At 72.2% G+C, this 12,568-nt stretch carries 13 protein-coding genes; 10 read left to right on the top strand and 3 right to left on the bottom strand.

The genetic code is table 11. The features are described from left to right. Window positions 1–33: 33 nt before the first annotated feature. From AC07AW_RS00725 to AC07AW_RS00715, 3 genes are all read left to right on the top strand, one after another. Window positions 34–786 carry a lysophospholipid acyltransferase family protein gene (locus AC07AW_RS00725; protein ID WP_478813382.1) on the top strand — a complete coding sequence of 251 codons (753 nt, stop codon included), beginning with the start codon at window positions 34–36 and terminating at the stop codon, window positions 784–786. Further along, the gene (locus AC07AW_RS00720) at window positions 783–1,784 is read left to right on the top strand and encodes an NAD(P)H-dependent glycerol-3-phosphate dehydrogenase (RefSeq protein WP_478813381.1); all 1,002 of its coding nucleotides are present in this window, start codon (window positions 783–785) and stop codon (window positions 1,782–1,784) included. The genes AC07AW_RS00725 and AC07AW_RS00720 overlap by 4 nt, the downstream gene beginning before the upstream one ends. Window positions 1,785–1,865: 81 nt before the next feature. Next, complete coding sequence (locus AC07AW_RS00715) at window positions 1,866–3,005, top strand: D-alanine--D-alanine ligase family protein (RefSeq protein ID WP_478813380.1); 1,140 nt, start codon at window positions 1,866–1,868, stop codon at window positions 3,003–3,005. 32 nt (window positions 3,006–3,037) lie between these two features. Here the strand turns inward: AC07AW_RS00715 and AC07AW_RS00710 are convergent, their stop codons facing one another. Continuing rightward, entirely contained in the window at window positions 3,038–3,520 is a 483-nt protein-coding gene (locus AC07AW_RS00710) for a DUF3515 domain-containing protein (protein ID WP_478813379.1), read from the bottom strand. A 20-nt stretch (window positions 3,521–3,540) separates the two neighbouring features. Continuing rightward, entirely contained in the window at window positions 3,541–3,774 is a 234-nt protein-coding gene (locus AC07AW_RS00705) for an Lrp/AsnC family transcriptional regulator (protein WP_017947604.1), read from the bottom strand. A gap of 233 nt (window positions 3,775–4,007) precedes the next feature. Between AC07AW_RS00705 and AC07AW_RS00700 the strand changes: the two genes are divergently transcribed. Then, window positions 4,008–4,970, top strand: coding sequence for a thiamine-phosphate kinase (locus AC07AW_RS00700; protein WP_478813378.1), 963 nt, complete (start codon window positions 4,008–4,010; stop codon window positions 4,968–4,970). Next, window positions 4,967–5,773 (top strand): bifunctional hydroxymethylpyrimidine kinase/phosphomethylpyrimidine kinase, encoded by an 807-nt coding sequence (gene thiD, locus AC07AW_RS00695; RefSeq protein ID WP_478813377.1) that lies wholly within the window; start codon window positions 4,967–4,969, stop codon window positions 5,771–5,773. Before AC07AW_RS00700 ends, thiD begins: the two co-directional genes overlap by 4 nt. A 113-nt stretch (window positions 5,774–5,886) precedes the next feature. Here thiD and rpmB read toward each other — a convergent pair whose 3' ends face one another. Then, window positions 5,887–6,072, bottom strand: coding sequence for a 50S ribosomal protein L28 (rpmB, locus tag AC07AW_RS00690; RefSeq protein ID WP_003957616.1), 186 nt, complete (start codon window positions 6,070–6,072; stop codon window positions 5,887–5,889). A gap of 235 nt (window positions 6,073–6,307) precedes the next feature. Between rpmB and AC07AW_RS00685 the strand changes: the two genes are divergently transcribed. From AC07AW_RS00685 to AC07AW_RS00665, 5 genes are all read left to right on the top strand, one after another. Beyond that, window positions 6,308–7,951, top strand: a complete 1,644-nt coding sequence (locus AC07AW_RS00685) for a DAK2 domain-containing protein (RefSeq protein ID WP_478813376.1) — start codon at window positions 6,308–6,310, stop codon at window positions 7,949–7,951. A 74-nt stretch (window positions 7,952–8,025) separates the two neighbouring features. Beyond that, window positions 8,026–10,218: an ATP-dependent DNA helicase RecG gene (gene recG, locus AC07AW_RS00680; RefSeq protein WP_478813375.1), complete on the top strand. Its 2,193-nt coding sequence runs from the start codon at window positions 8,026–8,028 to the stop codon at window positions 10,216–10,218. A gap of 61 nt (window positions 10,219–10,279) precedes the next feature. Beyond that, a complete protein-coding gene (gene rsmD, locus AC07AW_RS00675) occupies window positions 10,280–10,861 on the top strand; it encodes a 16S rRNA (guanine(966)-N(2))-methyltransferase RsmD (protein WP_478813374.1) in 582 nt (193 codons plus the stop codon). Window positions 10,862–10,887: 26 nt separating this feature from the next. Then, the gene (gene coaD / locus AC07AW_RS00670; RefSeq protein WP_179199946.1) at window positions 10,888–11,367 is read left to right on the top strand and encodes a pantetheine-phosphate adenylyltransferase; all 480 of its coding nucleotides are present in this window, start codon (window positions 10,888–10,890) and stop codon (window positions 11,365–11,367) included. A 110-nt stretch (window positions 11,368–11,477) separates the two neighbouring features. Further along, window positions 11,478–12,506: an ATP synthase F0 subunit B gene (locus AC07AW_RS00665; protein ID WP_478813373.1), complete on the top strand. Its 1,029-nt coding sequence runs from the start codon at window positions 11,478–11,480 to the stop codon at window positions 12,504–12,506. Window positions 12,507–12,568 lie beyond the last annotated feature (62 nt).

The raw sequence follows: 12,568 nt of genomic DNA, 5'->3' as shown, positions 1-12,568 counted from the left end.
CCCTGCCAGCCAGTCCCGGAGAAAGGTGTCCGAGTGCCCCGCCGCAGAATCGGCTTCTGGTACCGCCTCGCGGCGGTCATCGCCAAACCCCCCCTGGTGGTTCTGTTCAAGCGGGACTGGCGCGGTATGGAGCACATTCCGGCCGACGGCGGTTTCATCACCGCGGTCAACCACAACTCCTACCTGGACCCGCTGTCCTACGCGCACTACCAGTACAACACCGGTCGCGTTCCGCGGTTCCTCGCCAAGGCGGGCCTCTTCAAGGGCGGCTTCGTCGCCACCATGCTCCGCAACACCGGCCAGATCCCCGTCTACCGCGAGACGACCAACGCGCTGGACGCCTTCCGCGCCGCCGTCGACGCCATCGAGCGCGGCGAGTGCGTCGCCTTCTACCCCGAGGGCACCCTCACCCGCGACCCCGAGATGTGGCCCATGGCCGGCAAGACCGGCGCCGCCCGCGTCGCGCTGCTCACCAAGGTCCCGGTCATCCCGGTGGCCCAATGGGGCGCCAACCTCGCGATGCCGCCGTACGCCAAGGAGAACAAGCTCAGCCTGTTCCCCCGCAAGACGCTGATCGTGCAGGCCGGACCGCCCGTCGACCTCTCCCGCTTCGACGGCCTGGAGCCGACGCCCGAGGTCCTCCGCGAGGCCACCGAGGTCATCATGGCCGCCATCACCGCCCTCCTGGAGGAGGTCCGCGGCGAGCAGGCGCCGGCCGCACTGTACGACCACCGCAAGGCCCGCCTCGAGCAGCGGCGCAAGGCCGCCGGGGAGGGCGCCAAGTGACCAAGGCAGCCGTCTTCGGCAACGGATCCTGGGGCACCGCCTTCGCGATGGTGCTCGCGGACGCGGGCTGCGAGGTGAGCCTCTGGGGCCGCCGCGCCGAACTCGCCAAGGAGATCAACGCCACCCGGGTCAACCCCGACTACCTCCCGGGCATCGAACTCCCGCAGGGGATCACGGCCACCGCGGACCCCGCCGAGGCCGCCGCGGACGCCGACTTCACCGTCCTCGTCGTCCCGTCGCAGACCCTGCGCGGCAACCTCGCCGCCTGGAAGCCGCTGCTGGCCCGGGACACCGTCCTCGTCTCCCTCATGAAGGGTGTCGAACTCGGCACCGCCAAGCGGATGAGCGAGGTCATCACCGAGGTCGCCGACGTCCCCGCCGACCGCGTCGCCGTCCTCACCGGCCCCAACCTGGCCAAGGAGATCGCCGCCCGGCAGCCCGCCGCCGCCGTCGTCGCCTGCTCCGACGAGACGGTCGCCCAGCGGCTCCAGGCCGCCTGCATGACCCCGTACTTCCGCCCGTACACCAACACCGACGTGGTCGGCTGCGAGCTCGGCGGCGCCGTGAAGAACGTCATCGGCCTCGCCGTCGGCATCGCCAACGGCATGGGCCTCGGCGACAACTCCAAGGCCACGCTCATCACCCGCGGCCTCGCCGAGACCACCCGCCTCGGCCTCGCCATGGGCGCCGACCCGCTCACCTTCTCCGGCCTCGCGGGCCTCGGCGACCTCGTCGCCACCTGCTCCTCGCCGCTCTCCCGGAACAACACCTTCGGCACCAACCTCGGCCGCGGGATGACCCTCCAGGAGACCATCGCGGCCACCAAGCAGACCGCCGAGGGCGTCAAGTCCTGCGAGTCCGTGCTCGATCTGGCCCGCCGCCACGGCGTCGACATGCCCATCACCGAGACCGTCGTCTCGATCGTCCACGACGGCAAGCCGCCGGTGGTCGCGCTCAAGGAACTGATGTCGCGCTCGGCCAAGCCCGAGCGCCGCTGAGCCGGCCCGATTGATCCGTACGCGCAAGGCGGCAGCGGGGCGCTCAGCAGTTCGGGAGTCGCAAGGTACGCTCATCGCGATATGAGCGAGAACACCCAGAGCCCCCGCAAGCCGCGCGTGGCCGTCGTCTTCGGCGGACGCAGCTCCGAGCACGCCATCTCCGTCGTCACGGCGGGCGCCGTCCTGAGCGCCATCGACCGGGACAAGTACGACGTGCTGCCCATCGGCATCACGACGGACGGGCGCTGGGCGCTCACCGCCGACGCCCCCGAGCGCATGGCCATCGCCGGCCGCTCCCTGCCGAACGTCGCCGACCTGGCCGAGTCCGAGCAGGGCGGCGTCGTCCTCCCCGTCGACCCGTCCAGCCGCGAGGTCGTCCTCACCGAGCCGGGGCAGGTCCCCACGGCTCTCGGCGAGGTCGACGTGGTCTTCCCGATGCTCCACGGCCCCTACGGCGAGGACGGCACCCTCCAGGGCCTCCTGGAGCTCTCCGGTGTCCCCTACGTCGGCGCGGGCGTCCTCGCCTCCGCCGTCGGCCAGGACAAGGAGTACATGAAGCGCGTCTTCGTCTCCTTCGGCCTCCCCGTCGGCCCGTACGAGGTCATCCGCCCGCGCGAGTGGGAGCAGAGCCCCGCCGCCGCCCGCAAGAAGATCGTCGAGTTCGCCGCCGACCACGGCTGGCCGCTCTTCGTGAAGCCGGCCCGCGGCGGCTCCTCCATGGGCATCACCAAGGTCGACGACCTCTCCGGCCTGGACGAGGCCATCGAGGAGGCCCGACGCCACGACCCCAAGATCCTCGTCGAGTCGCTGCTGCGCGGCCGCGAGATCGAGTGCGGCGTCCTGGAGTTCGAGGACGGCCCGCGCGCCAGCGTGCCCGCCGAGATCCCGCCGGTCACCGACCACGACTTCTACGACTTCGAGGCCAAGTACATCGACTCGGCCTCCGGCATCGTGCCCGCCCCCATCGGGGACGAGGCCACCGCCGAGGTCCAGCGCCTCGCCGTCCTGGCCTACGAGGCCGTGTCCTGCGAGGGCCTGGTCCGCGCCGACTTCTTCCTCACCGAGGACGGCGACTTCGTCATCAACGAGATCAACACCATGCCGGGCTTCACGCCCATCTCCATGTACCCGCGCATGTGGCAGGAGAGCGGCGTGAGCTACCCCGAGCTGGTCGACCGGCTCATCCAGGCCGCGCTGACCCGCTCGACGGGCCTGCGCTGACCCAGGAGCACGGCCCCGTGCCGCCGCGCCTCTCAGAGGCTCGGCGGCACGGCCTTGCGCACGGGGGCGGCGAGATCCGCGAGCGGCGTGGCGTCGTGCGCGTACCGCTCGTCCAGGGTCACCTCGACATACGTCTTCCGGTACGTCGTGGTGAAACGGGGGCCGCTGCCCTCCGGGCGCTCCAGCATCCAGTTCACGCCGTCGGCCTCGATGGCCTGCGCCTTGGGATCGCTCATCTTTTCGGGCCGGGGGACCCCGCAGCGCAGTACGATCGCACCGTCACCCCACCCGGCGGTCAACTCGGAGCCGGGCTCCGGGTCACTCCGCTCAAGTCCCGCCACGGAATCGGGCAGCTCCTTCGCCAGGGCCTGGCAGAAGGGCGCCTCCTTCGCAGGCGGGCTCGGGACCACGACGGACGCCTCGGCGTCCGGCGAGGAACAGCCGACGGCGGCCGACAGCAGGACGGCGGCCGCGACGGCGGCGGGCAGGCCGAAGGGCCGGTGGGAAGACGTCACCGGCCAAGCGTAGACGGGGGCTACAGATGAACGACCGGGCAGGTGAGGGTGCGCGTGATGCCGTCCACTTGCTGGACCTTGGCGACCACCATGCGGCCCAGCTCGTCGACGGTGTCCGCCTGCGCGCGCACGATCACGTCGTACGGACCGGTCACGTCTTCGGCCTGGATGACCCCCGGGATCTTGGAGATGGTGTCGGCGACGGTCGACGCCTTGCCCACCTCGGTCTGGATGAGGATGTACGCCTGAACCACGGAACCTCCAGGGCGACCACGAGGATCTTGTGGGAGAAAGGGACGCCACGGTACCGCGTCGCCGCGGGCCACGGGGAGACCCGCGCGTCCGGAGGCGCTCGGGGTGTGGCGTACGCAGGACAGAAGTTGACGGTCTACTTGACGGTACCCAGCACGGTGACGGCCCGCGACCCGCGGCGCGAGACGACGCGCCCCCGCCCGCCGGCCGGCACGAAGACACGAGGTGAGACGCGGTGAAGGGCACAGTCGGAGAGCTGGGCGAGTTCGGGCTCATCAGAGAGCTCACGTCCCGGCTCACCTCCACCCCGGCGGTACGGATCGGGCCCGGCGACGACGCCGCGGTCGTCTCCGCCCCCGACCGGCGCGTGGTGGCCAGCACGGACATCCTCCTCGAAGGACGTCACTTCCGCCGCGACTGGTCGACGGCGTACGACGTCGGCCGCAAGGCCGCCGCGCAGAACCTTGCCGACATCGCCGCCATGGGCGCGGTCCCCACCGCGCTCCTCCTCGGCCTCGTCGTCCCCGCCGAACTCCCTGTGACATGGCCCACGGAAATGATGGACGGCCTGCGCGATGAATGTCAGGTCGCGGGCGCGGCGGTGGTCGGCGGCGACGTCGTCCGCGGCGACACGATCATGGTCTCCATCACCGCCCTCGGCGACCTCCGCAACCACGACCCGGTCACCCGGGGCGGCGCCCAGCCCGGCGACGTCGTCGCCTACACCGGCTGGCTCGGCTGGTCCGCCGCCGGATACGCGGTCCTCTCCCGCGGCTTCCGCTCCCCGCGCGCCTTCGTCGAGGCCCACCGCAGGCCCGAGCCGCCGTACCACGCGGGCCCGGCCGCCGCGGGTCTCGGCGCCACCGCCATGTGCGACGTCAGCGACGGCCTCATCGCCGACCTCGGGCACATCGCCGAGGCCAGCAAGGTCCGCATCGACCTGCGCTCCGGGCTCATCGACATCCCCACCCAGATGAACGACATCGGCCAGGCCGTCGGCGTCGACCCCATGCAGTGGGTGCTCACCGGGGGAGAGGACCACGCCATCGTGGCCACCTTCCCGCCGGACGTGAAGCTCCCCGCCCGCTGGAAGGTCATCGGCGAGGTCCTCCACCCCTCGGCGCTGCCGCAGGTCACCGTGGACGGCGCGCCCTGGCACAGCGTGGGCGGCTGGGACCACTTCGGGGAGACGGAGTGAATCCGGGAGCGCATCCCCCTCTCGTGCTGACCGTCGCCGGATCCGACTCCGGCGGCGGCGCCGGCATCCAGGCCGACCTGAAGACGATGCTCGCGCTCGGCGTCCACGGCATGAGCGTCATCACCGCCGTCACGGCCCAGAACTCGCGGGGCGTCCAGGGCGTCTGGGAGCTCCCGGAGGAGGCCGTACGCGCCCAGTTCCGGGCCGTCGTCGACGACATCGGCGTCCAGGCCGTGAAGACCGGCATGCTGGCCACGGCGGCGCTCGTGGAGACGGTGGCGGAGCTGCTCGCCTCTGTGGCGGCCCCCGTGGTCGTCGACCCGGTCGGGGTCTCCAAGCACGGCGACCCGCTCCTGGCCGAGGCCGCGCTCGACTCCGTCCGTACGAAACTGCTGCCGGCCGCGACCGTCGCCACGCCCAACCTGGACGAGGTGACGCAGCTCACGGGCCTGGTGGTCGAGGACGAGACCGGAATGCGAAGGGCGGCCGAGGCGATCCTCGGGTACGGGCCGCGCTGGGCACTGATCAAGGGGGGCCACCTCCCCGGAGACTTCGCCGAGGTCGTGGACCTGCTCACCGACGGCACCGAGGAGCACTGGCTGTACGCCCCCAGGTACGACAACCGGCACACCCACGGGACGGGCTGCACCCTCGCCTCGGCGGTCGCGTCGGGGCTCGCCAAGGGGCTGGCCGTGCCGGAGGCGGTGCGGGAGGCGAAGGCGTATGTGACGGGGGCCATCGCCGCCGGATTCGCCCTGGGCTCGGGCATCGGCCCGGTGGACCACGGCTGGCAGACGCGCTGAGGGAGCCTACGGGCTCCCGGATACGTTTCCGGGCATGGCAAAAGGCCGGTTCACCGAGGTGAACCGGCCTTTCAAGGCAACCGCAGGGGCTGCGCTACGACAGAACGTCGCGATTAGCGCGAGACCTTGCCGGCCTTGATGCACGAGGTGCAGACGTTGAGCCGCTTCGGCGTCCGACCGACCACGGCACGCACGCGCTGGATGTTCGGGTTCCAGCGACGGGACGTACGGCGGTGCGAGTGCGAAATGTTGTTGCCGAAGCCCGGCCCCTTGCCGCAGACGTCGCAGTTGGCAGCCACGGGTCACTCCAAAGACTTCAGAATTACAGTGAAATCCGGCGCACCGGAATCAGGAGTCTGAAGTGGCTTGCCGGGGAACGGCCCGGTTTGAACCGGGCAACCGAAGCAGCATACAACGCCTGCTTCCGTGGAACGAAACTACCATGGTCTCCGCAGACCTCGCCCCGGGCCCCGGTCATGCGCGACCACCCCCCGGTCTACCCTGCGGTGATCACCGCCGAAGGAGGACCCCCCGTTGTCGCGAGCCCTTCAGCCCGACGATGAGCTCGTCGAGCTCGACGCCGAAGCGGTCCGGAGCTGGTGCGCACGGGCCCTCGACGCCCTCGGGCGGGAGCGCGAGGCGATCGACGCGATCAACGTCTACCCGGTCGCGGACGGGGACACCGGCACCAACCTGTACCTGACGGCCGAGGCCGCCCACCAGGCCGTCGAAGCCGTCTTCGCCGTCTCCGCGCCCGACACCGCCGAGACCGCACGGGCCATGGCCCACGGCGCCCTGCTCGGCGCCCGGGGCAACTCCGGCACCATCCTCGCCCAGCTCCTGCGCGGCATGGCCGCCGTCCTAGCCGAAGGACGTGACGGTGATCACCTCGCCCGCGCCCTCGCCGAGGCCGCCGCCGCCGCGCGGCAGGCCGTCGCCCACCCCGTGGAGGGCACCGTCCTCACCGTGGCCTCGGCGGCCGCCGAGCGCTGCGCGGGCGGCGGGACCCTCGTGGAGGTGGCCACACGGGCCCACGACGGCGCCAGGACCGCCCTGGAGGCGACCCCCGGCCTGCTGGACGTGCTCGGCCGGGCCGGGGTCGTGGACGCCGGAGGACGCGGCCTGCTCGCCGTCCTCGGAGCGCTCGTGGAGACCGTGAGCGGCCGGACGCCGGAGCAGACGGAGACCGCGACGGGCGGAGTACGGGTGCTCGGGGACGTACGGGCCGTCCCGGCCGCTTCCGACGGGCCCTGCGACGGCGAGGCCGGCCCCGCCTACGAGGTGATCTACCTCCTGGAGGCCGAGGACGCGGCCGTGGAACTGCTGCGCGCCCGCCTCGACGCCCTCGGCGACTCCCTCGTCGTCGTCGGCGGCGACGGCCTGTGGAACGTCCACGTCCACGTCGACGACGCGGGCGCCGCCGTCGAGGCCGGCGTCGAGGCCGGCCGGCCCCACCGCATCCGCATCACCCACTTCGCGGCCGACGCGGCGGCCGCCACCGGACGCGGGGAACGCGCCCAGCGCGCGGTCGTCGCCGTCGTCCCCGGCGAGGGCCTCGCCGGACTCTGCGCCGAGGCCGGCGCGACCACGGTCCGCAGCAGGCCCGGCGAACCGCCCGCCGGCGAGGAACTCGTCGAGGCGATCCGGCGGGCGCACGCGCGCGAGGTCGTCCTCCTGCCCAACGACACCGACCTCCGCCAGACCGCGGCCGCCGCCGCCGAACGCGCCAGGGCCGAGGGCATCCGCGTCGCCCTCATCCCGACCCGGGCAGCCGTCCAGGGCATCGCCGCCCTCGCCGTCCACGAACCCGACCGGCGCTTCGACGAGGACGTCGTCGCCATGACCGCCGCCGCCGGAGCCACCCGCTACGCCGAACTCGCCGTCGCCGAACGCCAGTCGTTCACCTCGGCCGGCGTCTGCCAGGCCGGCGACATCCTCGGCCTCATCGAGGGCGACGTCGCCGTCATCGGCAAGGACCTGACCGAGACCGCCCGCACCGTCCTGGACCGGATGCTCTCGGCGGGCGGCGAACTCGTCACCCTCGTCGTCGCCGACGACACGCCGCCCGACCTCGCCCCCGACCTGGAACGGCACGTCCGGCGCGGCTACCTGGCCGTCGACACCACCACGTACCACGCGGGCGCGGGGGCCCCGCCGCTGCTCATCGGGGTGGAATAGACGGGGGTGGAACAGACGCCGCTCCCGGCGGTTGTCCACAGCCTTCGGCGCGACTGTCGGTCCCGTGGTCTTCAATGGGAGGCGTGCCCGCGCTCGACGAACCACTCAAGAAGTCCCTCGGCCCCGCCACCGCCAAGGTCATGGCCGAGGCACTCGACCTGCACACGGTCGGGGACCTGCTCCACCACTACCCCCGCCGGTACGCCGAGCGCGGGGAGCTGACCACGCTCTCCGACCTGCCGCTCGACGAGCACGTCACGGTGGTCGCGCAGGTCGCCGACGCCCGGGTGCTCACCTTCAACGGCTCCAAGGGCCGCGGCCAGCGTCTCGAAGTGACCATCACCGACGGCAGCGGCCGGGTGCAGCTGGTCTTCTTCGGCAAGGGCGTGCACAAGCCGCACAAGGACCTGCTGCCCGGCACCCGCGCGATGTTCGCCGGCAAGGTCTCGCTCTTCAACCGGCGCCTCCAGCTCGCCCACCCCTCCTACGAGTTGCTCCGCGGCGACAGCGAGGAGGCCGTCGACACCTGGGCGGCCGCCCTCATCCCGATCTACCCGGCCACCGCCAAGCTGGAGTCCTGGAAGATCGCCAAGGCCGTGGACGCGGTCCTGCCCAGCGCCGGTGACGCCGTCGACCCGCTGCCGCCCGCCCTGCGCGAGGGCCGCGGGCTCGCCGAGCTGCCCGACGCCCTGCGGATGATCCACCGCCCCCGTACCAAGGCGGACATCGCCGACGCCCGCGAGCGGCTCAAGTGGGACGAGGCCTTCGTCCTCCAGGTCGCCCTCGCCCGCCGCCGGCACGCCGACACCCAACTCCCCGCCGTCGCCCGGAGACCGGCCCCCGACGGCATCCTCGACGCCTTCGACGCCAAGCTGCCCTTCACCCTCACCGACGGCCAGCAGAAGGTCTCCAAGGAGATCTTCGACGACCTGGCCACCGAGCACCCCATGCACCGCCTCCTCCAGGGCGAGGTCGGCAGCGGGAAGACGATGGTCGCGCTGCGCGCCATGCTCGCCGTCGTCGACTCCGGCGGCCAGGCCGCCATGCTCGCCCCCACCGAGGTCCTCGCCCAGCAGCACCACCGCTCCGTCACCGAGATGATGGGCGAGCTCGCCGAGGGCGGCATGCTCGGCGGCGCCGAGCGGGCCACCAAGGTCGTCCTGCTCACCGGCTCCATGGGCGCCGCCGCCCGCCGCCAGGCCCTGCTCGACCTCGTCACCGGCGAGGCCGGCATCGTCATCGGCACGCACGCGCTGATCGAGGACAAGGTCCAGTTCCACGACCTCGGCCTGGTCGTCGTCGACGAGCAGCACCGCTTCGGCGTCGAGCAGCGCGACGCCCTCAGGGGCAAGGGAAAGCAGCCGCCGCACCTCCTCGTCATGACCGCCACCCCCATCCCGCGCACGGTCGCCATGACCGTCTTCGGCGACCTGGAGACCTCCGTCCTCGACCAGCTGCCCGCCGGCCGCTCGCCGATCGCCAGCCATGTCGTCCCCGCCGCCGACAAGCCGCACTTCCTCGCGCGCGCGTGGGAGCGGGTCCGCGAGGAGGTCGGGAACGGGCACCAGGCGTACGTCGTCTGCCCGCGCATCGGCGACGAGGAGGACCAGAAGAAGAAGGCCAAGGCCTCCCCGGAGGACGAGGCTGAGAAGCGCCCGCCGCTCGCCGTCCTCGACGTCGCCGAGAAGCTCGGCGCCGGCCCCCTCGCGGGCCTGCGGATCGCCGTCCTGCACGGCCGCATGCACCCCGACGACAAGGACGACGTCATGCGCCGCTTCGCCGCCGGCGAGCTCGACGTCCTCGTCGCCACCACGGTCATCGAGGTCGGCGTCAACGTGCCCAACGCCACCGCCATGGTGATCATGGACGCCGACCGCTTCGGCGTCTCCCAGCTCCACCAGCTCCGCGGCCGCGTCGGCCGCGGCTCCGCCCCCGGCCTCTGCCTCCTCGTCAGCGAGATGCCCGAGGCCAGCCCCGCCCGGCAGCGGCTGAACGCCGTCGCCACCACCCTCGACGGCTTCGAGCTCTCCCGCATCGACCTCGAACAGCGGCGCGAGGGCGACGTCCTCGGCCAGGCCCAGTCCGGCGTCCGCTCCTCCCTGCGGGTGCTCGCCGTCATCGACGACGAGGAGGTCATCGCCGCCGCCCGCGAGGAGGCCACCGCCCTCGTCCTCGCCGACCCGGACCTCGGCGCCCACCCGGGCCTGCGCACCGCGCTCGACGCGCTCCTCAGCGAGGAACGGGAGGAGTACCTGGAGAAGGGCTGAGCGCCCGCCCGCGGCCATATCCTGGGACGTACGCATTGGACGACGCAGGACGAGGACACCGATGACCCGCGTGATCGCCGGTACCGCCGGCGGACGGCGCCTGGCCGTGCCCCCCGGCAACGGCACCCGCCCCACCTCCGACCGGGCACGGGAAGGCCTCTTCTCCACCTGGGAGTCGTTCCACGGCCTGGAAGGGGCCCGGGTCGCCGACCTGTACGCGGGCTCCGGCGCCGTCGGCCTGGAGGCGCTCTCCCGGGGCGCCGTCCACGCCCTCCTCGTCGAGGCCGACCCCCGCGCCGCGAAGACGATCCGGGACAACGTCCGGTCGATCGGCCTGCCCGGCGCCGAACTCCGCACCGGCAAGGCCGAGCAGATCGTGACGGGACCGGCCCCGGCCGAGCCGTACGACCTCGTCTTCCTCGATCCGCCCTACGCGGTCACGGACGCCGATCTTCGCGAGATTCTCCTCACACTGCGCTCCGGGGACTGGCTGAGCGAGGATGCCCTCGTCACCGTGGAGCGCAGCACCCGAGGCGGGGAATTCGGCTGGCCCGAAGGCTTCGAACCCCTGCGGTCCCGTCGCTACGGCGAGGGAACGTTTTGGTACGGTCGCGCCGCCTCTACGTGCGAAGACGCACGATGACCGGACCGGAGAGCGAGGGACCCAAGTTGCGCCGCGCCGTCTGTCCGGGGTCATTCGACCCCATCACCAACGGACACCTCGACATCATCGCCCGCGCCTCCAAGCTGTACGACGTCGTACACGTGGCCGTGATGATCAACCAGTCGAAGAAGGGCCTCTTCACGGTCGACGAGCGGATCGAGCTGATCCGCGAGGTCACCGCCGACTTCGGCAACGTCGAGGTGGAGTCCTTCCACGGACTCCTCGTCGACTTCTGCAAGCAGCGCGACATCCCCGCGATCGTCAAGGGCCTGCGCGCGGTCAGCGACTTCGACTACGAGCTGCAGATGGCCCAGATGAACATCGGCCTCTCGGGCGTGGAGACCCTGTTCGTCCCCACCAACCCGACGTACAGCTTCCTCTCCTCCTCGCTGGTCAAGGAGGTCGCCGCCTGGGGCGGCGACGTCTCGCACCTGGTCCCGCCGACGGTCCTTCCCCGGCTGACCGAGCGGCTCGCGCGGAAGTGACGCGCGGCCACCGCCGCTGACGCTCCGTCACCTGGTGTCGGACGGGCGCCGACTGCCCTTACAGTCGTCCCGTCCGTCTCCATCCAGCTGTAGAGAGTGGCGAGCACCAGGTGGACGTGCAGAAGAAGCTCGACGAGATCGTCGCGACCGTGCAGGGCGCCCGCTCCATGCCCATGTCGGCATCCTGCGTGGTCAATCGCGCCGAGCTGCTCTCGCTGCTCGAAGAGGTACGAGAGGCCCTGCCCGGCTCCCTCGCCCAGGCCCGGGAGCTGATCGGCGGCCGCGAGCAGATGGTCGAGCAGGCCCGCCAGGAGGCCGAGCGGATCATCGAGGCCGCCCACGCCGAGCGGGGCTCGATCGTCTCCGACACGCAGGTCGCCCGCGAGTCGCAGGAGGAGGCCGACCGGATCCTCTCCGAGGCCCGCCGCGAGGCCGAGGAGGTACGGGCCGAGGCCGACGACTACGTCGACTCCAAGCTCGCCAACTTCGAGGTCGTCCTCAACAAGACCATCGGCTCCGTCGACCGCGGGCGCGAGAAGCTCCTCGGCCGCGGCCCGGGCCTCGACCAGGACGGCTACGCCGACGCGGACGCCCCGGAGTACAGCTCCGACCCGCAGACCCTGATCCAGCGGGCCGACGCGTACGTGGACGCCAAGCTCGGCGCCTTCGAGGCGGTCCTCAGCAAGACGCTGGAGGCCGTCGGCCGGGGCCGGCAGAAGCTGCACGGCCGGATCGCCACCGACGACCTCGGCGAGCACATGGCCGCGCAGGACGGCCTGGGCGGCGCGGTGCACACCAGCGACGCGGACTACCTGGCCGGGCTCGCGGAGCTCGCCGATCCCGAGCCGGCCCACCAGCCCCAGCCCCAGCCGCAGGCCCCGCAGATCCCCGCGCAGCACGACCCGTACGGCTACCAGCAGCCGCAGCAGGACCCCGGCTACGGGTACCAGCAGCAGGACGCCTACGGGTACCAGCAGCAGGACCCCTACGCGTACCAGGGCCAGTACGGCTACGAACAGCAGCCGCAGTACGCCCCGCAGGTCCAGCCGCAGCAGGCCGCCGCGCTCGACGAGACCAGCTTCTTCGACACGAGCATGATCGACCTGGAGCAGCTGCGCCGGTACGAACAGGGACAGTAAGGGGCACGGGGCCCGGATTGGGCCCTGAGCGAAGCGTCCAGTATCCTGGCTCTTCGGTCGCG

The sequence above is a fragment of the Streptomyces sp. NPDC044003 genome (genome assembly GCF_056435185.1).
Note: the sequence above shows the minus strand (reverse complement) of the source record. Positions and strands in the feature narration are given on the sequence as shown.